The following is a 19482-nucleotide window of genomic DNA, read 5'->3' on the forward strand; positions in this document are numbered from 1 at the left end:
TCGGCGACGGCTACACCACGGTGAGGGAGTTGTGGATGATTGTTGTGTCGGCCGCTTCGGGGGCTTTCGGCCGACTGGTCATCGACCAGTTGCTGGCCCTGTGCCCCGCTGATCGCATCGTTGCCGCGGTCCGCAATCCCGAGGGGGTCGCGGATCTCGCCGCTCGCGGGGTCCGTGTCCGCCTCGGTGACTACGACGACCCGGCGACGCTGCGCACCGCGTTCAAGGGAGCCGACCGGCTGCTGTTGATCTCCTCTCCGGAGCTGGAACCCTCCCGCCGCGCCGGCCAGCACCAGTCAGCCATCGACGCGGCCCGCACCGCCGGAGTCGGGGCGATCATCTACACCAGTTTTCTGGGTGCCGATACTCAGGCCCACGGTGTCACCGCAGCTCATCACGTCACGGAGCGCACTCTGCGCGCAAGCGGGCTGCGCCACACGCTGTTGCGCCACCCCTACTACAGCGAGGCATTCCTCAACGCGGGCCTGCGCGCCGCCGTCACCTCGGGTGAACTGGCCAGCGGCACCGGCGGGCGTGGCATCAACACCGCTTTCCGCAGCGAACTCGCCGAGGCCGCCGCCCGCGTCCTCACGGAGGACTGCCACCTCGGCCGCGCCTACGACTTCACCGGCAACCTGTGGACCTACAGCCAGCTCGCCCACGCACTCAGCCGAATCTCCGGCAGGACCGTCGTCCACCGAGACCGGCACGGCCGCGCGCCCGGTGCCCAGGGCTGGCTTGAGGACCAGGTCCGTGCCGGCGCACTGGAGCGACAGACCGACGATCTCCAGCATGTCCTCGGTCACCCAGCCGTCACCCTCGATGAGGCCGTCACCGCAATCCTCACCCAACCCGTCCCACCAGCCGCCCATCCTGCCGCAGAGTGACATTCCGGGCCTGCGCGATGATGTTGCATGGGAGCCGGAGTGGCCGATGAGCCGGCGAACCTATGCGGTGACAGCACAAGGCGCCGACGTCGGCGCCGGTGTCGGCCCCTCCAACAACACGGTCGCCGCCACTGCCTCCGGTCAGCTCCCGCGGCCTGGCGGGGTCCTTGCGATCGCTCCCGAGGAGTTCGTGGGCTGGCTCGGGCCGCTGCCCGCCGAGGTCCTGCACGGCCTCGGCTCCCTTCGTGCGGCCGCACTACGTGAATACGGCGCCCACTGCGCGGGCCTGCTCGCCGCCGTGCCGGCCGCCACGGTGCAGCGCCTGTTGGGCGGGAAGGCAGCCCGGCTGGCTGCCGACCGGGGCCGGGGCCTGGACCCCGCCCCGTTGTTCCCCGTGCTGTCGGCCACGGCAAGCGTGCGCTAACGCTTTGATGAGCACACCCTGGACGGCGCCGTCGTCCGTGCCGGCCTGCTTGAGCTGGTCGTGGTGACGGGCAGTGCGCTCAGTGGTCGCGGAATCCTTCCCAGGGGTCGGGGAGGGGGACGCTGGGGTCCTCGCCCTCGGTGGGCAGTCCGACGTAGACGCGTAGGGCGGGGTGGGTACCGGGAAGGCCGTACTGGGTGAACCGCTCGTGGAGGTCGGAGCCGAACGGCATGGACTGGAAGTCCTCGGCGGGCAGCAGCTCGGCCAGGGCTTTCAGCAACTCCCGGCGTCCGGGGGAGAGTTCGGCGAACACCGGTGGGGCGTCGCGAGGGTCGAACAGGGCTTTCAGTAGTTCCTCGGCGCGGACCGCCAGCGGTCGGGGCACGTATGCCGTCTGCTCGATATGAGGCAGGGCGCGGACGATCTCCAGGAGGACATCGTCCGGGTCCTCGGCGGCGCCCATCAGGTGGAGCAGGCTGCGGACGGTGTAGCTGTGCAGGTCGCCGTCGTGGTGCTCGGTGGCGGGCTCGGGGGAGGGTCTGGCGCCGAAGGCTGCCAGCTCGGCGGCGATGCGCTGCACCGACGGCAGGCCGGGCGCGGCAGCCGGGTGCGCGACCAGCAGGCGGGTCAGAGCAGTGGCGGCGGCCCAGCGCGGCAACGGGTGCACGTGGTCGAGGTGGTACCGGAGCCGGCCGCCCGGATCGTGGTCGGCGAGCAGCCCGACCGCGACAAGGACCGTAGCGATGCACACCGGGTCCCGCTCGCTGTCGAGGCAGGCCAGCAGAGGGAGCAGGGTGGCGTCGGCCTCCTCGGGGAACCAGCCGAGGAGGTACGCGGTCTCCGTGCGGATCTCCGGGACCGGGTCGCCGAGCAGTTCGAGCAGCACGGGAAGCTGGGCGCGGACCGCGTCGTAGGAGCGCAGTGCGCCCTCGCGGGAGTCGACGGGGTGCCCGGCCGCACAGTACGCGCGCCCCTCGCGCAAGCTCTTCAGCCTCTCCTCGTCGGTCTCGGCGGCGAGTTGCTCGTCGTACCAGCGCATGGTCTCTTCGGGGCTGATGGCCGCGGCGCGCCACGCGGCGGTGTCGATGCCGAGCGGGAGGTCGTACTCGTCGTGCCAGTCGACGGCCAGACGGGTCAGCAGATGCAGGGCGTCGACTCGGGCGCCGACCGGGCCTGCGACGGCGATCCGGGCGAGGAACGGCACGGCGTACGGAGAGGCCGAGTACCGGGTGCCCTGGTGGAAGATGTTGCCGAACAGGCTGCGGACGGCGCTTTCCCGGGCGTCCACGTCCGGCCCGCACACCGCCCGGAGCTGGCCGGGCACGTCCTCGGCGGTGCCGTAGGCGTGTCCCAGGGCTGCCCAGTCGATGTCGTCCAAGTTTGCCAAGAGATCGTCGGATTGCTTCATGATCCGTATGCTCGCAGGGACTACGGACACCGATCCCGCAGTCCGTACTTGGGTCGTGAGCCATGAAGAGACGGACCCTCACCCGGACGTCCTGCCCGCCGTTTCTGCGAACTGACTCATACTCCAGCCGTAGATCGTGGTCTCGATGGTGTGGGGTGTTGGGGCGACAGGTGTCCAGCGTGGATCACCTCGCCCGAGGTCGCCCATGCCGTCACGGGCGTCGACTCCTCCTCCGGCTAACCGAGTTCGCCGCGGCGGAGGGCATCCCTCATCTCGCTGAGCTTCGCGGTCGTTGCGGGGGTCCGTTCCTGCGGTTGTTCAGCGAGTCGAAGGGCATCGTCGATCTCGCTGAGCTTCCTGGGAGACAGGACAGCCGCCCGCTCCATCAGGTCGTCCCGGGACACGGTGGTCAGCCACGTGCACGGGGTGAAGCCCGGACGCGGGAACGCGAGCCGCAACACGCCGTCGAACGGCAACCCCTCACCGGCTCCGACCGGCACTTCGATGCCCAGACCGCTGATGTCGAGGCCCGCCGGAGCGACGACCTGCATCACCTGGAACCCGGACGCGTCGTCTCCCGACAGCAGTACGACCAACCTTCGTTCGTCGAACTGGACCCACCAGACTTCGCCACGTTGCACAAGCCCTCCGATACACAGGACGGCAGGCAGACGCTGGCCGACCTGACGCGGTGTGGAGACGGGTACGGCCACCGTTGACCATCGGCGTGTGAAGACAAGCGATCATGCGGGTGGCCGCAGATCACAGCGTAGACCCAGCCTGCTGGCAGGAGGCGTTCGAGGGCCTGATGAGCCGGTCCGCAGGACGCTTCACACGGGTCGAATCCCGACGCCGGGACGCCCGGAGTTGGTACTCGGCTTGTTATCGGACCTTAGCGCTGCCAATTCTCCGGTTCGCCTCTGAGGGCGTGCGGCGACGGCACGGACGGCGCACCGGCGGGGAGCCCACCAGTGCGCCGTCCAACCGAGGGCCGGGGCGCCACGACCACCTGGAGGACAACGCGACAGTCATGTGCCTGGACTGGCACGGAACAGGCAACTCTTAGCGAGAGGTCGCCACCGGGCCGGGCGAGTGAGGCGAGTATGACCGAGCGTTCCTCGACTGAATCTTCTGGTGGTACCCCGCCACGGTAGAGCTGACCAACCGCTGATCGCGTCGGCAAACCCCACCTGCACCCTCGAGATCAGCCTTCGAAGCCGTGGTCGAAGCCTTCGAACATAGGTCCCAATTTGGGTGGCGCGGACAGGGCCGGTGCGGAGTACTCGCGAGCGACCAGGGCCCGACCGAGGGATAGACGAAGCGAGCTCCCTGCTGCGCACGTCGTGGGGAGGGACCCGGTCGTCCAGGGTTTAGGGTCCCTACGTGGCACACACCTTCGAAGAACTCGTGGAGAAACAACGCGCCGCCGATGAGGCACACGCGACAGTACAAACCCTGCGTATCAAAGGCGACCCGCCCGCTTACGAGACCGCATGGCAGACATGGCGCGACCTCGTTCGAGACGTGCAGGACGCAGTCACCGTGCACGCGAAAGATCAGGGCGCGATGCGGGCCGGCGTGGAGCTTGAGGTGAAGAAGGCGGTCCGCCACACCGGGTAGCGAGCACGCAGGGGGCGGGCCCCAGCCGCACCCGGCCTGCATGTTGCGCTATCCGCCGCGGGTCGGCGCGTCAGCAGGTGGTATTCGTCGGTGTAAAGCGCCTGGCCGTCGTGGACGCCGACGTACGGGGGCCGCGACATCAAAGAACACGAGGCCGTCGCCCGCCAACTGGACGCCAGGCCGGCTACATCGCCACCCCCGTCATCGCCCAGCGCGGCCCCCTGGCCCGGTTGCACTACCGCACCCCCCGCGACCGGGCGGCGGCTCACCCTGCGCGCCCTAGGCATCGAGCACTGGAGCGACACCACGACCCAGGGCGTCTACCGCATGGTGCGCGACTTCAAGGCGCCCGGTGTGCCCATGGACTGCGTCGGTACCACCGGCCTTACCGGTGATCCTTCGTTCATACCTGGGAGCCGGCTATGGGCCGAGGCCGGAGCAGGGCTCCCCGGGCCCGGACTGTTACGACGCCGCGAGGTAGGGGACGACGGGGTCATTGGGTGAGCGGCTGCGGAAGTGGATGTGGACCTGTCGTTGGCGGGCCGTACAGGAGACCGCGGAATTCCGGGCGGATCGCGCGACGAGCCGAGGGGACGTAGAGGAGAACCAGTAGGTCATGTCTTGCAGGTTTCTTGACGAAAGGGCAGGACTGGACATCTGACGCAGGGCAATGAGCGAGAAGTGAAACGCATTGCGATCGTCGTCCTCGCTCTGGCTGCCGGCATGGTGGCGGTTGTTGCCGCGGTAGGTCTCTCACCCTGGTGGTGGGTGGCCGCCGTACCGCTCGCCCTGCTGGGTCTGCTGGGTGCGGCGGACCTGTTGCAGCGCCGGCATTCGGTGCTGCGCAACTATCCCGTTCTGGGCCACGCCCGCTTCCTTATGGAGCGGATCCGCCCGGAGCTGCAGCAGTACTTCATCGAGCGGAACTTCGACGGGCGACCCTTCGACCGGGATGTCCGCACCATCGTCTACGAGCGGGCGAAAGGCACCGACGCCGAGCAGCCGTACGGCACCGAACGGGATGTCTATCTGCCCGGCTACGAGTTCCTGGTGCCGTCGATGGCGCCGTGCCCGGTGCCGGAGACGCCTCCGCGGGTGCGGATCGGCGGACCCGACTGCACCCGCCCCTACGACATGGCACTGCTGAACGTCTCGGCGATGAGCTTCGGCTCGCTGTCGTCCAACGCGATCCTCGCCCTCAACGGCGGCGCGGCGGCCGGCGGTTTCGCCCACGACACGGGGGAGGGCGGGCTGTCGGAGTACCACCTGAAGCCGGGTGGGGACCTGGTCTGGGAGATCGGCACCGGCTACTTCGGCTGCCGTACCCAGGACGGCGACTTCGACCCCGCCGAGTTCGCCGACAAGGCCGCCCACGATCACGTCAAGTGTGTGTCCCTGAAACTCTCGCAGGGCGCCAAGCCGGGCATCGGCGGAGTCCTGCCGGGGGCGAAGGTCAACGCCGAGATAGCGAAGGTACGGGACGTGCCCGAGGGGCGGACGGTGATCTCGCCGCCGTACCACAAGGTGTTCTCCACCCCGCGCGAACTCGTCCGCTTCATCGCCCGGATGCGCGAGCTCTCCGGCGGCAAGCCGACCGGATTCAAACTGTGCGTGGGCTCGCGCCGACAGTTCCTCGCCGTGTGCAAGGCCATGCTGGCGGAGGGCACGGCCCCCGACTTCATCATCGTGGACGGAGGCGAGGGCGGTACCGGAGCCGCTCCTCTGGAGTTCGCCGACCACGTGGGGACCCCGCTGACCGAAGGCCTGCTCACCGTGCACAACGCCCTCGTCGGCGCGGGCCTGCGCGACCGGATCAGGATCGGAGCGAGCGGCAAGATCGCCACGGGTACCGATCTGGTGAAACGCCTGGTGCAGGGCGCCGACTACGGCAACGCGGCGCGGGCGATGATGTTCGCCGTCGGCTGCATCCAGGCCCAGCGCTGCCACACCAACACCTGCCCCACCGGGGTGACGACCCAGGACCCCCGACGCGCCCGCGCCCTGGACGTGCGGGACAAGACGCCGCGCGTCCAGCGCTTCCAGGAAGCGACCGTGGCCAGCGCCCTGCAGCTCATGGCGTCCATGGGCGTCACCGATCCCGCTGACCTGCGTCCGCACATGCTGCGCCGGCGCATCGATCCCTACACGGAGCGCTCCTACGAGGAGTTGTACGAGTGGCTCGAACCGGGGCAGTTGCTCGCCGAGCCGCCCGCCGCCTGGGCGGTCGACTGGACCGCCGCGGATCCCGACCGATTCACCGTCTGACCGCCGCCGATCCCGACCTATCCACATACTGAAAAACCGGAGGACTCACGTGGCCCGCACCGTCGCCCGCGTCATCGTGGACGCACTGAGCGAACTCGGCGTGCACCAAGTGTTCGGCGTCGTGGGAGACGCACTGAACCCCCTGACGGACGCCATTCGCACCACAGAGAACCTGGAGTGGGTGGGTTGCCGGCACGAGGAGGTGGCGGCGTTCGCCGCGAGCGCCCAGTCGCAGCTCTCGGGCACCCTCGGTGTCTGCATGGGCACGGTCGGACCCGGTTCCGTCCACCTGCTCAACGGACTGTACGACGCGGCCAAGAGCCACACCCCCGTCCTGGCGATCGCCGGGCAGGTACCGCTCGCCGAACTCGGTACCGACTACTTCCAGGAAGTCGACAACGACGCGCTCTTCAGCGACGTCGCCGTCTTCCGCGCGACCATCACCTCTCCCGACCAACTGCCGCAGATGCTCGAGACAGCGGTACGGCACGCCCTCGGCCGCAAGGGCGTGGCCGTCCTGACCGTGCCCGGCGACCTGGGCGAGCGCGAACTGACCTCGGACCGCCCGGCCCGGTTCTCCCTGAACGCTCCGCTCAGCCGACCCGAGGAATCCGCCGTACGGCGGGCCGCCGAACTCATGGACCACTCGGAGCGGGTCACGCTGCTCGTCGGACGGGGCGCACGCGCCGCGCGCGAGGACGTGCTGGCTCTCGCTGACCGGCTGGCTGCGCCCATGGTGCTCACCCTGAAGGCCAAGGAGGGGTTCGAGGGCGACACCAATCCGTTCCAGGTCGGCCAGACCGGGCTGATCGGCAACCCGGCCGCCGCGTCGGCCCTGCAGGACGCGGACACCCTGCTGCTCCTGGGGACCGATTTCCCCTACCGGGACTGGTATCCGGAGGGGAAGACCGTCATCCAGGTGGACACCGAGCCCGCCCACATCGGGCGGCGTGTGCCGGTCGACGTCGGTCTCGTCGGTGACACGGGCGCGACCGTCCGGGACCTCCTCGGCCACCTCGCCACCGCGCCCGCCGGGACGGACGGTGCGCGGGACCGCTCGCACCTGGAGAAGGCACGTGAGCGCTTCGAGCACTGGCGCGAGGGCCAGGCACGGCTGGCCGACCCCGCACACGACAGGGGCCTGCTCGGCCGGGTGCGTTCCTCGCTCGACAACCGCACCCACGACATCCGGCCGGAGGCGCTGGCGGCCGTGGTGGACCGGCTCGCCGACGACGACGCCGTCTTCACCTCCGACACGGGCATGGCGACGGTGTGGCTCTCTCGATTCGTGGAGATGCGGGGCGAGCGGCGGCTCATCGGGTCCTACAACCTCGGCTCGATGGCCAACGCGATGCCGCAGGCGCTCGGCGCCCAGTGCCTGGACCGCGAGCGGCAGGTCGTGGCCTTCTGCGGGGACGGCGGGCTGAGCATGCTCCTCGGCGATCTCATGACGCTGAAGACGCACCAGCTCCCCGTGAAGCTCGTCGTCTTCGACAACCGCCGCCTGGGCATGGTCAAACTCGAACAGGAACAGGTCGGCCTGCCGGAATTCGGCACCGTCCTGGACAACCCCGACTTCGCCGCCGTAGCCACGGCCATGGGCATCCCCGGCATCCGAGTGACCGACCCGGCCGACCTGGAGAAGGCCGTGCGCCGCGCCTTCGACACCCCGGGTCCTGTGCTGCTCGACGTGCTCACCAACCCGGACGAGATCGCGGTGCCGGCCAAGCCGACCGTGGAGCAGGGCTGGGGCTTCGCCGTGGCCAAGGTCAAGGAGATCGTGCGCAGCCACGGAGAGGACAGCGCGCGCTGAGACCTCCCCGGAGGTGGGTGAACCGACCGGGAAGAACAGGTGCGGCGTGATTGCGGGTGGACGGGGCACGCGGTCCAGCAGAAGCGGAGAAGAGCGAAGATTCCCACCGACCCCGGAGCCCCTGATGGTCATCGCCGTTGTCATCGCCGCATGTGTCCTCCTGGCCGTGCTGGCCTTCCTCCTGCCGCGCCTTTCCCGGCACCCGCAGAACGGTGCCCAGCGTGGTCTCGGGGCCGGCTCGCGGGCCGGGGCGAAGGCGCCCGGGGGCCTGGGGCGGCTGCTGAGCAAACCCTTCCGCTCCAGTTCCCGCGCGGTCGGCCGCAGCGGCTCCGCCGGCCGCCGGGCGCGAGGTCGCCTTCCGTTCTGAGGCGTTCTGAGGCGTTCTGAGGGGTGCCGGCCGTCGTAACGGTCACCGGCCGTGGCACATGAGGATGATCAGGAGATTGGTGATGTCGGAGCACGACGACAAGACCCGGCCGGACGAGGACGAGGGGGGCCAGGTCGAGGCGGACCTGCTCGACGGCCTGCGTGTGGACGAACGGCGGCCGGAGAAACCGATCCTCCTGGACGCCGACGGAAGTCCGGTGGACACGTGGCTGGAGAACTACCCGTACGACCGGAAGGTGAAGAGGTCCGAGTACGAGAGGACCAAGCGCGTTCTCCAGGTCGAGCTGCTGAAGATGCAGCGCTGGGTGAAGGAGACCGGCCAGCGGGTGGTAGTGCTCTGCGAGGGCCGTGACGCGGCCGGCAAAGGTGGCACGATCAAGCGGTTCACCGAGCGGCTCAACCCGCGAGGCGCCCGCGTCGTGGCGCTGGAGAAGCCGACCGAGAGGGAAGCGGGCCAGTGGTACTTCCAGCGCTATGTGGCGCATCTGCCGTCCCGCGGCGAGATCGTCTTCTTCGACCGGTCCTGGTACAACCGGGCCGGCGTCGAGCGGGTGATGGGCTTTTGCACCGAGGCGGAGTACCGCACCTTCCTGGAGCAGGCCCCGCTGTTCGAGGAGATGCTGACCCGGGACGGCATCCTGCTGGTGAAGTTCTGGTTCTCGGTGTCCCAGGCCGAGCAGCGGACCCGTTTCGCGATCCGCACGGTCGACCCCGTACGCCGTTGGAAGCTCTCCCCGACGGACCTTGCCTCGCTCGAGCTGTGGGACGAGTACACCGCGGCCAAGGTCGACATGTTCCGGGCGACGGACACTCCACACGCCCCGTGGACCGTGGTGAAGAACAACGACAAACGCCGCGGCCGACTGGAAGCGATGCGCAGCCTCCTGGACCGCTGCGACTATCCCACCAAGGACCACGCGGCCGTGGGCAAGCCCGACCCGCTGATCGTGGGCGCCGCGGACACCCTGCTGGAGGCCGGAGAGGAACCCACCGACCTTTCCCCGACCCCTCTGACCGGGTACGGCCGCGGTCCGGGCAACCACCCGGCGTAAGCGGACGACGAGCAGTGCTGAGCCGGCGTCGGGCTTCGCGTGCGGTATCCACCCCACCCCCGTAGGTCCCCGCTACGCCACCCGCAAGGACTTTGTGTACGGCGGGACAGCACGATCGGAGGCGGGAGCCGCGGGTGACCATTGCCGCCGCGTTCCAGCGGTTCAGGGGGGTGATCCTGGACTCCATCGGGAGGTCGCCGTCGAACGCCGGCTGCGCGGAGAAGTTCGAGGCCGCACTCGCTGTGGTCAGACCCTGCCGGGTCAGGACGCGCCGATCCACGGTCCGTATCCACACCGACGAGGGCCCCGGCACCGACAGGCGGACACCGCCACCATCGGGGTGGCTGGGGCCCGGTGGTTTGGAGGCGCAGGTTCCACTGCTCACCGGGCCCCAGCTACTAGGCCCGGTTCCCGGGAAGGTGATGGTTACACCGTTTTGCGACGGAGATGTCCGATACGGACATGCCTGTGGCTCCGGACATGTCCGGAGCCACAGGCATGTTGCTGCTCGGCTGGTTACCAGCGATACCAACGGCCCTTGCGACCGCCTGAGTCGGCGGAGCGCATGACGAAGCCCAGCAGCCAGACGACCAGCACGATGACGGCGAGCCACCACAGTGCCTTCAGCGCGAAACCGGCGCCGAAGAGGATCAGGGCCAGCAGAAGAACGATGAGCAGGGGAACCATAGTTATCAACCTCCGCCGCTCCTCGTGCCCGGCAATTGCAGGAACACACAGTCGATTTCCCTGGTTTCTTCACTGCTCCTGCGGGCACTGGGCTCAGTTTCTCCAAGGCGGTCCTCGCGCTGTGGATCGGCGGCGGCTGGCGGGCGCACCAGGGGAGTGGCCGCCCAGCGTCCTCGGTCGGCAGACAGGAGCTCTGGTTGTCATCCTCGGGTGGCGTCACTCCGTGAAACGGCGGAAGGCGGTCGCGACCCGACTGGCCGAAACAATGCGGTACTTCATACCGCCCCGGTGGCCCGATGGCCGGTGTCGAGGAATCGGGTGACTATGCGCGCGGCCGGCTCCGGCTTGGTAGTGGACTCCGCATTGCCACCGAGGCCAGCGGCCCGGCTGCGGTTCTGGACGCGGATCGGTGGACGAAGCCGGTCATGAACCAGCCCGAGCGTGTGTTCGGACCGTTCATGCAGCAGAGCAGGCTGCGGCCGCTCCAGCGGCGGGCGGGAGCTTGCCGGCGAGCGCGAGTGCCTTGCCGGTCAGCCCCGGCGGGAAGTCGTCGAACGCATCGCATGAAACGAGCACGGCCCGCGGCGGCCTCGCGCCCGGCGGCCGGCGGAGCCGCTGCGGCCGACCGTGCGGGAGCTGGAGCAGTGCCGCTGCGTCTCAGTCCACCCCGGTCTGGGGCGCTGTCCAGTCGTCGCTTTTCGGAGCGTGGCGCCAGGACGGTCTGCTCCGGGCGTCGTCGAGCAGCGTGCCGCAGATGGTGTGTATCTCTGCGGGCCCATGAGGCGAAGGTGAATGCCGAAGCGGTGCTCGTCTACCAAGCCATGGGCGCGCTGAGCTGGCCCTCGCCGCCGTCAGGTGGTGGTTGGCGGCGCGGCCGCCTCGGTGGGCCCGCCCGCCCGAGCGCGAGCGCGTCCGCGCTGAGTGAACCGGGCCCTGAGGTTCCCTGTGCGGTGTGCGTGGTCCAAGGCTGACCTGCGTGTTCCGTTGCCTCCTTCGTGTGCGACTACCTTCACGCCTGATCAATGAAAATCTGTGCTGGCTAAAGTAGACATTGGGTTGTGGGTCGGTTATGGTTTCTTTGTAGCCGAGATCAAGAAGGGCCCGGCAGACATGAACTGCCGGGCAGTAGTACGCAGTTGCAGTGTGCAGGACGGTGCGGCGGTGGAGTTCCGAAGCCAGAGCTGTTGCAGGACGGCGACGGGACTGACGGCCGGACCGGGTGGCCCGCAGTGATCAGGGGCCGCCATCGAAGTGGCGCTGTTCCAGGCCACGAGCAGTACCGGTTTGGCAAGTGACAGATCAGAGGGAAGAACGGAGGAGCCCGCGCCATCAGGATCGCCCGGACGAGCAGTGGGTCCGGGTACCGCAGGACATCGATAGTGAGGTGGTCTCCGGTCACGCATCCGCGATCCCCGCACCCCCGGAAGCGTTCAGGCCGGGCATGCGGAAACAGAAGGCCGGCGCATTACTGGGGCCGGCAGATGGTGTAGCAGTTCCTTCGGGGCCCTGGTGCGAGATGGCACCAGGGCCCCTCCAGCGTGATGCGCAGAGAGGTGCGATGGCAGCAGACGATCCCTACGGCCGTCTCGACGACGATGACTACCCCGCCTACACCATGGGCCGGGCCGCCGATCTGCTCGGCACCACCCAGAGCTTCCTGCGTGCCGTCGGCGAAGCCGGCCTCATCACCCCGCTGCGCTCCGCAGGCGGACACCGCCGCTACTCCCGTTACCAACTGCGCATCGCCGCCCGCGCCCGAGAACTGGTCGACCAGGGAACTCCCATCGAGGCTGCCTGCCGCATCGTCATCCTCGAAGACCAGCTCGAAGAAGCCCGGCGCCTGAACGAAACGCTGCGCGATTCCCGGCTCCGTGACCGGGCTACCGCCTGAACGACCTTCTCGATCGGTCCAGTTGGCAATGCCGCGGCCGACGCTGAACCGAGCCGGATGGTCCCCCAGGTGCCAATGGGGCCGCGTCGAACCCGCCTGGTCACACCGAACAGCCGGCCATGTCCCCGATCGCGTCGCCAGTCAGTATGACCGCCGCCATCTCGGATGCGGAACTGGGGGATCTGCCGCTGCCCACGGCGAAGGCGATGGAGATGCAGGCGTTCGTGCCGCTGGAGTCCGTTGTTGGTCGAGGCCCTGCACGGCATCGGCCGCCGTCAGGCGGCCGCACTGCGGGCCTACGGTGTGCACTGTGTCGGCCTGCCGGCCGCCGTGCCGGCCGCCACGGTGCGGCGCCTGCTGGGCGGAAGGGTCGGCCACCTGGTGCCGCCCGGGCCCGCGGCATCGACCCCGCCCGGTCGTCCCCCGAGCCCTGCCGGCCACGGCGAGCGTGCGCTACCGCTTCGATGAGCACGCCCTGGACGGCGCCGTCGTCCGCGCTGCCCTGCTTGAGCTGGTGGTCCGGCTCGGGACCCGGCTGCGGGGCCGCGACCAAGCGGCCCGCGCCCTGACCCTGCAGTTCGCAGGCGGCCGGACGGGGACAAGACCCGCCGCATGACGGCCCTTTCCGCGTACGCGGACGTTCTACGCCAGCTCGCCTACCAGTCGATGGACGCCGCAGGCCTGTAGCGCGGCGCCGCCTGACCACCCTGGTCTTCAAGGGCGAGGACCTCATCGACGTCGACCAGGTCGCCTGGCAGCTCTCCCTCGATGACGCCCGCGAAAACCGCCTCGCCGCAGAGACCGCCATCGACCCGATCCGCCATCGCCCCGATCCGCTTCCGCCGCGCCGCTTCCGCGACGTGCTCCCGATCCAGCAAGCGACCTGACGGCGGACCGAGCCCGCGCCACATCCTGCGACCCTCCGTGCCAGATATGGCCGCTGGGGATGGCGGGACCGCAACCGTGTAGACCGGTCAGCCCGCCTGCTCCATCAGCGCGGCCACACGCCGCCATTCCGTTGCCCGCACAGGCCGCACCGGCACCGCTGTTCAAGGGGTTCCGGGAGTGAGGACGCTATGTCGGCTATAGCGATGAGTTTGATGGCGATCGGCAGTCGATACCTCCGGATCCACCGACAGCGGTGGTCCTGTGCTGGAAGCGTTCCAGTGCAGGAGCAAGCACATGGAGACGGTGATGAGCGTTGATGACTCCGAGCAGGAGCACACCATCGGGACCGGCGAGCAGGGGACCCGCGTGAGTGGTCCCAGGGTGTTGGTGGCGGGGGCGAGCATCGCGGGACCCGCGCTGGCCCACTGGCTGCGTCGGCGGGGGGCCGAGGTCACCGTGGTGGAGCGGGCTCCGGGCTTGCGTCCCGGCGGGCAGGCGGTGGACGCACGCGGGGTCGCCAAGGAGGTCATTGGGCGCATGGGGCTGGACGCGGCGGTCCGCGCGGCGTGCACCGACACCGCAGGCGCGCACACGGTGGACGCGGACGGGCAGGTACTGGAGACCTTCCGCGCGGACGACGACGGTGGCGACGGGTTCATCGCGGACATCGAGATCCTGCGCGGGGACCTGTCCCAGGTGCTCTACGACGACACCCGTGACGGTGTCAAGTACCTCTTCGGCGACCGGATCGCCGAGCTTGCGCAGGACGCTGACGGGGTCGACGTGGTCTTCGCGAGCGGCGACCGGCGGCGCTTCGACCTGGTGGTTGGGGCCGACGGACTGCACTCGGAGCTGCGGGCGATGGTCTTCGGGCCGCATGAGCGGTTCCTGCGCCACCTCGGACACGTGCTGGCCTTCTTCAGTGTGCCCAACGAGTTCGGGCTGGACCGCTGGCTGCTCGAGTACCAGGACAACGAGTCCGGGCGCTCGGTCCTCCTGCGTCCCATCCAGGACGCCAAGCGGGCGATGGCCATGTTCTACCTCGCTTCGGCGGACTTCGACGTCGACTACCGTGACGTCCCGGCCCAGAAGTGCCTGCTGCGTGAGCGGATGGCGAGCCTGGGCTGGCTGGCCCCGGACATCCTCGCGCACCTGGACGACACTCCGGACTTCTACCTCGACCAGGTGGCCCAGGTGGTGATGGACCGCTGGTCGAACGGACGGGTGGGCCTGCTCGGGGACGCGGCGTTCAGCTCGTCGCCGATGTCCGGGCAGGGCACCGGGCTGGCACTGGTCGGCGCCTACCTGCTGGCCGGGGAGCTGGCCGCTGCCGGGTGGGACCCCGACACCGGGTTCACCCGCTATGAGGCGCGCATGCGCTCGTTCGTCGAGGCCAACCAGGAGATCGGCCGACTGAACGCCCGCAGCCGCGAGGTCCCCGGGCGGGACGCCGAGCCGCTCCCTGATTTCGCCGGCGAATGGTTCACCGAGTTGGTGGGACGCGCGATCAACGGGGTCGAGTTGCCCGATTACGCGGGGGTGCCGGACTCCGCTGCCCGAGCGGATCGCTGAACACCATGTCAGCCAAGCCGTAGGGGTCACAGGTTCCGACCCTGGCGCGGCTTATCGAGAAACGATAGATTAGTGTCGTATCTCGATGGGAGGAGTGGTGTTGGGAAAGCAGGCTGTTCTCGCGTTGCGCGCGGTGATCGTGGCGCTGTTCGGCGGCTGCGTCGTCGTGCAGGGGGTGCTGGTGACGCTCGTGGTCCGTGACCTGTCCGGTGCCGGTGACGGCGGGGTTGTGCCCCGGGCGGCAGCGGTGATGCTGATGGTGGTGCTGGGGATCGGGTGTGCCCAGACGGTTCTGTGGTGTGTGTGGCGGTTGTCCACGCTGGTGCGGCGCGGCACGGTCTTCACCCAGTCCGCCTTCCGGTACGTCGATGTGGTGGCGGGTGCGTTCGGCGTGGCTGCGCTGTTGTTGTGGGCGCTGGGGGTGGTGCTGGCGCCGGGTGAGGCTGTCGCTCCGGGCGTCGTGCTGCTGATCGGTGCGGTGGGCCTGGGCGTTGCCGGTGTCGCTCTGGTGGTGTTTATCTTGCGCATCGTGCTGGCGCAGGCGGTCGCGCGGGATGCCGAGGCATGCCGGATGCAGGCAGAGCTGGCGGGGGTGATCTGATGCCGATCGTCGTCGACATCGATGTAATGCTGGCCCGGCGCAAGATGTCGGTCGGACAACTGGCCGAACGGATCGGGATCACCCCGGCCAACCTGGCGGTACTGAAGAACGGGCGGGCCAAGGCCGTCCGCTTCGCCACCCTGGCCGCTCTGTGCGAGGTGCTGGAGTGCCAGCCCGGTGACCTGCTGCGCTTCGAAGCCGCGGACCACCTCGACCCTGTCCCCGCTCCGTGACGGGCAACCGACGTACAGGCCCCGGCGTGCCCGGTCACCGCGTCAACCCCAGGGCTGGTGCCGACCGGCGCGGGGGAGTTGCGGGACGCGGCGCCGGGGACGGCCTGCAGGCAGAGATCGCCCGACTCAAAGGGGCGGTCGGCCGCGTGCCGACACTAACCGCGCCGTCGGCGTCCTGATGACCGTCGCCAGATCTCGCCTGCCCGCGCCTTCGACGACGTACTGCACGGTTGCGTCCTGGGCGTCGGCACCGGGCTCAACCATCAGCGGAGGATCTGGTGTTCGTCGAGTCCCGCCAGGCCGCTAAGCCTCAGGGAGCTGGGCGGTCACCGTGCGGGCGAGGAGTTCTTGGCCTTCGCGTTCGGCAGCGATGATCGATTCCGGCGCCACCCGCCGTGTACGCCATTCGCCGGCGGCGTCGTCCGCCGCGGTGCGCAGTTCCGCCAAGGCGCCGCCGAGCCGGTCACGGGCGGCGATCAGCACGTCGGGGCCGGGTGCGCGGTCCAGGGCCTCGCGGACCTCGGCGCAGGTGCTTCGGACGGTGCCGAGTGTTTCTGCCACGTGCCGCATCGTCCTACGGTTGGTGAAGACGAAGGCGGCGAGCACCCCGATGACGCCTCCGATCACGGTGTCGGCCGCGCGTGAGCCCACCAGCGCCGCGGTGTCCTGGCTGCCGGGGAAGTCGGTCATGAGCAGAGCCATCGGAGCGACGAAGAGGTTGCCGACGGCGTAGTTGCGGCTGACGAAGGACTCGATCCCGAACGCCGCCAGCAGGGTGAGGGTCACCAGCCAGAAGGGGCCGAGGCGGGCCACAGGCGCGATCAGTGCGTACAGCAGGACCCCGCCGCAGGTGCCCACGGTGCGCAGCAGCGCGCGCTGCCAGACGACGGTGGTGTTGCCGCGGTAGAGGGCGCAGGCGGTCACGATCGCCCAGTAGGGGCGGCTGATGCCGATGCCGTGGGCGATCAGGCCGGCGATGAGCGTGCCGGTCAGGCACAGCAGGGCCGAGGGCCACAGTGGCGAGGAGCGGCGCAGTGCGTGCAGCACGGGGTGGTGGGGGCGGTGCGCGCGCCGCACGAGCAGCTCGCGGCGCAGGTCCGCCGGTGAGGCAGGGCGCGGCGCGGTCCGTCCGCAGAAGGTGTCCTCGGCGGCCAGCAGACGCCCGGTCAGGGCGAGCAGGCGCGGGGTGACGGGGCCCGCCGCGACCAGGGCGTCCCAGGCGGTGTTGAACGCGGGTACCGTGCGGTGCGGATCGTGCGCCGCGGTCAGACGCTCCGCGACGGCGACCGCCGCCTCCTCCGGGCCATGCCGGTCGGTCAGCGCGGGCGCCATGCACACCAGCCAGGCGAACGCGGCACCGCCGAGGTAGAGCCCCACGTCGCGGGGCAGGTCGGCGAACGGCGTCGCGGGCCCGAACGCAATGCCCAAGGTGATGAATGACAGCACGGCCTGGGCGGGCGGCCCCGTCCGTGCGGCGTCGCACAGCAGCTTCTGAGTCGTCACGACAACGGCACCGGCGACGATGAGGACGGGCACCGGGGGAGACCAGGCGGCGAGCACGAGCGCGACGGTCACGGCCACGCACTGCCCCGCCGTCAGCCCCGCGAGCATCCGTGCCCGCGCTGCGTAGGGGCGGCTGTGGCCGAACAGGGCCTGCATCGAACCGGCAGTCGTGTACAGCGCAAGGTCCAGCCGTCCCACGGCGGCGAGCGTGTAGAGCGGCACGCCCGCCGACACCACCACGGAGTAGGCGAACCTGTAACGGACGGGCGAGCCCTTACCCCAGGTGAACGCGTCCCGAAGGCGCACAAGCGGGCGGCTGGGCAAGGAATACGTCCCCTTTTCGCGTCCCCCGGCGGTGCCGTGACGCGGTAGGGCACCCCCGGCGCCGGGAATGGCTGTACGGCAGCCATGCTAGATCGGCCGACACACGCCAGGCAGATGACTCGGCCGTGCCCCAGCAGCACGTCCCGGACCGGGCCATGTGATGACCCGCCGCCTGGACAGACGGGAGAGGAAGTCGTAGCCGACCGAGTCAGGTTCGGATCTGCCACTCCAAGCATCGATGACCTGATGCGACTTCGAAAGGTGTGGGCCAGTAGTAGAGGAACGGACCGTCCGTTTCCAACGCGTCGGTCAAGGTGTCAAAGAGCTGCGTGAGACTGGTTGCCCATAGGGTCCCGTCCAGGTCGCCGGACCCGATGCCCATCTCATACACGTGGCCGTATGAGGGGCCGGGCCGGTGATCGACAAAGGCAACCCCGCCGTCGTTGGGAAGCGCGAACGGCACGCAGCGATGCAGATTTACGGCCAGCGCATCGTCCTCCCACAGGTCAGCATCGATGTTGTCTTTGCCGACGTCCACGATCACGTCGTACATCGACGCGATGTCGTCCACACCGCTGAGTCGGTGCCCCGACGGAAGAAATGCACCGGCAGGAAGATGTGTGCGGGAGCCGGGAACGGCACCAGGCTCAGCGGCCCCATCGTGCTGCTGCAGCAGCGTCCTGAGCTCCGGATGCAGCTCGAAGCCGAGCCGCGACTCCAATTCGATGAGCCGCTCGGGGTCCGCCGGCCCCCGCAGCATGGCGTGATCAGCAGGCGAGTTCGCCTTCAGCCATGACGCAAAGCGACTCCACGCACGCTCGAACGCCGGACTGCCTATCTGTGTCATCCGCTGAACATAGACGGCGGTACTGACAGTTCACTTCCCGGCCAGATCGCCCGGCCTGACCGACAGCAGTCGTCACGAGCGTCCTGGCGTTCCTTCTGCCACGCGGCCTGACGAGCGAGCCCGATCCGTCGCGCACGATGTCCCGCTCCCGCTCCCACCGGCCGCCCAGCACGTCACCCTCCGGGGCGTAGACCGGCCGACCCACCTGCTCCATCAGCGCGGCCACGCGCCGCCACTCCGCCGGTCCGGCTGCTGTCGGGGCGTGGGGCGTGGCAGGAAGGGCTCAGCCCTCGATGGCCGGGCATGCCGGTCCCCTCGGCTGAGCCACCGTCGACCCCGTCAGACGATCCGATCGCAGCTCACCCACCTGCCGAGCTGAGAGGCGGTCAGGCCGGAGCGGCGCTTCGATGGCTGCTATGAGCGAGCGCGACGACTTCCTGGCCTGGGTCGGATCCGACCTGTACGCGGCGGAGCTGGCCCTGCACAACGGCGACGCGGACCCGCGCAAGGCGCTGTGGTCCCACAAGGAGCCGGTGAGCGTGCTCGGCGCCTGGCGCAACGCCTTCGGGCTGCGCGAGGTCGATGAGCTCTTCACCCACCTCGCGGAGAGCTTCTCGGACTGCACGTCGTACGCGTTCGATCTGCGGGCGTGCGATGTGATGGGCGACCTGGCCTGGACGGCCGGCTTCGAGCGCACGTCCGTGTCCGTCCACGGCAAGCCCACGAGCTACACGCTGCGGGTGACGCAGGTCTACCGTCGCGAGGGCGGGTGGTGGCGGGTCGCCCATCGTCATGGGGACGAAGGGCAGTGATGGCACTTCCAGTCTCTCGCCGCTCCGTGCGCGAGAGAGCGCACCTTGCCGCGGCCGGTCACCGCGCAGCCGCCGGCACGCCGCGTGGTGACGAAGTGGATCCTCAGCCGACCGTAGAGGCTGACCGAGATCGAACAGCTCCGGCTCAAGGTCATTCTGGCCAACTGCCCTGAACTCGGGGCGGCCATCGACCGAGACCGCAACGCAGCCATGGCCGGCCTGACCCTGCCATGCAGCTCAGGCGCCGTCGAAGGACCCGTCAACAGGA

The 19482-nt window shown here is 69.5% G+C and carries 18 protein-coding genes and 1 pseudogene; 13 read left to right on the forward strand and 6 right to left on the reverse strand.

Translation table 11 applies throughout. The features are described 5' to 3' along the window. Positions 1 to 35 precede the first annotated feature (35 nt). Together ACZ66S_RS38170 and ACZ66S_RS38175 are read left to right on the forward strand one after the other, a co-directional pair. On the forward strand, positions 36 to 887 hold the full coding sequence (locus ACZ66S_RS38170) for an NAD(P)H-binding protein (RefSeq protein ID WP_469906176.1): 852 nt from the start codon (positions 36 to 38) through the stop codon (positions 885 to 887). A 46-nt stretch (positions 888 to 933) separates the two neighbouring features. Continuing rightward, positions 934 to 1311 carry a hypothetical protein gene (locus ACZ66S_RS38175; protein ID WP_469906177.1) on the forward strand — a complete coding sequence of 126 codons (378 nt, stop codon included), beginning with the start codon at positions 934 to 936 and terminating at the stop codon, positions 1309 to 1311. A gap of 79 nt (positions 1312 to 1390) precedes the next feature. Here the strand turns inward: ACZ66S_RS38175 and ACZ66S_RS38180 are convergent, their stop codons facing one another. Both ACZ66S_RS38180 and ACZ66S_RS38185 read right to left on the reverse strand, forming a co-directional pair. Then, positions 1391 to 2719, reverse strand: a complete 1329-nt coding sequence (locus ACZ66S_RS38180) for a HEAT repeat domain-containing protein (protein WP_469906178.1) — start codon at positions 2717 to 2719, stop codon at positions 1391 to 1393. Positions 2720 to 2955: 236 nt separating this feature from the next. After that, entirely contained in the window at positions 2956 to 3360 is a 405-nt protein-coding gene (locus tag ACZ66S_RS38185) for a type II toxin-antitoxin system PemK/MazF family toxin (RefSeq protein ID WP_469906237.1), read from the reverse strand. Positions 3361 to 3470: 110 nt separating this feature from the next. Here ACZ66S_RS38185 and ACZ66S_RS38190 point away from each other — a divergent pair. The 6 genes and pseudogenes from ACZ66S_RS38190 to ppk2 all read left to right on the forward strand — a co-directional run. Then, positions 3471 to 3625, forward strand: a pseudogene (locus ACZ66S_RS38190) (IS701 family transposase); the annotation flags it as partial. A gap of 477 nt (positions 3626 to 4102) precedes the next feature. Further along, a complete protein-coding gene (locus tag ACZ66S_RS38195) occupies positions 4103 to 4339 on the forward strand; it encodes a hypothetical protein (protein WP_469906179.1) in 237 nt (78 codons plus the stop codon). A 681-nt stretch (positions 4340 to 5020) separates the two neighbouring features. Continuing rightward, complete coding sequence (locus ACZ66S_RS38200) at positions 5021 to 6604, forward strand: FMN-binding glutamate synthase family protein (RefSeq protein WP_469906180.1); 1584 nt, start codon at positions 5021 to 5023, stop codon at positions 6602 to 6604. 49 nt (positions 6605 to 6653) lie between these two features. Then, positions 6654 to 8417 (forward strand): thiamine pyrophosphate-dependent enzyme, encoded by a 1764-nt coding sequence (locus tag ACZ66S_RS38205; protein WP_469906181.1) that lies wholly within the window; start codon positions 6654 to 6656, stop codon positions 8415 to 8417. A gap of 124 nt (positions 8418 to 8541) precedes the next feature. Beyond that, positions 8542 to 8784 carry a DUF6411 family protein gene (locus tag ACZ66S_RS38210; RefSeq protein ID WP_469906182.1) on the forward strand — a complete coding sequence of 81 codons (243 nt, stop codon included), beginning with the start codon at positions 8542 to 8544 and terminating at the stop codon, positions 8782 to 8784. 82 nt (positions 8785 to 8866) lie between these two features. Then, positions 8867 to 9856, forward strand: a complete 990-nt coding sequence (gene ppk2 / locus ACZ66S_RS38215; protein WP_469906183.1) for a polyphosphate kinase 2 — start codon at positions 8867 to 8869, stop codon at positions 9854 to 9856. 516 nt (positions 9857 to 10372) lie between these two features. On the opposite strand, the gene ACZ66S_RS38220 is transcribed toward ppk2, so the two are convergent. Then, the gene (locus ACZ66S_RS38220; protein ID WP_469905099.1) at positions 10373 to 10543 is read right to left on the reverse strand and encodes a hydrophobic protein; all 171 of its coding nucleotides are present in this window, start codon (positions 10541 to 10543) and stop codon (positions 10373 to 10375) included. A 1558-nt stretch (positions 10544 to 12101) separates the two neighbouring features. Between ACZ66S_RS38220 and ACZ66S_RS38225 the strand changes: the two genes are divergently transcribed. Next, positions 12102 to 12434, forward strand: a complete 333-nt coding sequence (locus tag ACZ66S_RS38225) for a MerR family transcriptional regulator (RefSeq protein WP_469906184.1) — start codon at positions 12102 to 12104, stop codon at positions 12432 to 12434. A gap of 656 nt (positions 12435 to 13090) precedes the next feature. Here ACZ66S_RS38225 and ACZ66S_RS38230 read toward each other — a convergent pair. Beyond that, positions 13091 to 13312: a hypothetical protein gene (locus ACZ66S_RS38230; RefSeq protein WP_469906185.1), complete on the reverse strand. Its 222-nt coding sequence runs from the start codon at positions 13310 to 13312 to the stop codon at positions 13091 to 13093. Positions 13313 to 13628: 316 nt separating this feature from the next. On the opposite strand from ACZ66S_RS38230, the gene ACZ66S_RS38235 reads away from it, so the two are divergent. From ACZ66S_RS38235 to ACZ66S_RS38245, 3 genes are all read left to right on the forward strand, one after another. Beyond that, complete coding sequence (locus ACZ66S_RS38235; RefSeq protein ID WP_469906186.1) at positions 13629 to 14894, forward strand: FAD-dependent monooxygenase; 1266 nt, start codon at positions 13629 to 13631, stop codon at positions 14892 to 14894. Positions 14895 to 14994: 100 nt separating this feature from the next. Next, entirely contained in the window at positions 14995 to 15495 is a 501-nt protein-coding gene (locus ACZ66S_RS38240) for a DUF2975 domain-containing protein (protein ID WP_469906187.1), read from the forward strand. Then, positions 15495 to 15728, forward strand: coding sequence for a helix-turn-helix domain-containing protein (locus ACZ66S_RS38245; protein ID WP_469906188.1), 234 nt, complete (start codon positions 15495 to 15497; stop codon positions 15726 to 15728). Before ACZ66S_RS38240 ends, ACZ66S_RS38245 begins: the two co-directional genes overlap by 1 nt. A gap of 303 nt (positions 15729 to 16031) precedes the next feature. Here ACZ66S_RS38245 and ACZ66S_RS38250 read toward each other — a convergent pair whose 3' ends face one another. Beyond that, the gene (locus tag ACZ66S_RS38250; RefSeq protein ID WP_469906189.1) at positions 16032 to 17555 is read right to left on the reverse strand and encodes an FUSC family protein; all 1524 of its coding nucleotides are present in this window, start codon (positions 17553 to 17555) and stop codon (positions 16032 to 16034) included. Between the two features lie 208 nt (positions 17556 to 17763). Beyond that, on the reverse strand, positions 17764 to 18402 hold the full coding sequence (locus ACZ66S_RS38255) for an SMI1/KNR4 family protein (RefSeq protein WP_469906190.1): 639 nt from the start codon (positions 18400 to 18402) through the stop codon (positions 17764 to 17766). Between the two features lie 416 nt (positions 18403 to 18818). On the opposite strand from ACZ66S_RS38255, the gene ACZ66S_RS38260 reads away from it, so the two are divergent. Further along, entirely contained in the window at positions 18819 to 19214 is a 396-nt protein-coding gene (locus ACZ66S_RS38260) for a nuclear transport factor 2 family protein (RefSeq protein WP_469906191.1), read from the forward strand. Positions 19215 to 19482: the final 268 nt, after the last annotated feature.

It is taken from the genome of Streptomyces sp. NPDC107471 (genome assembly GCF_055582845.1).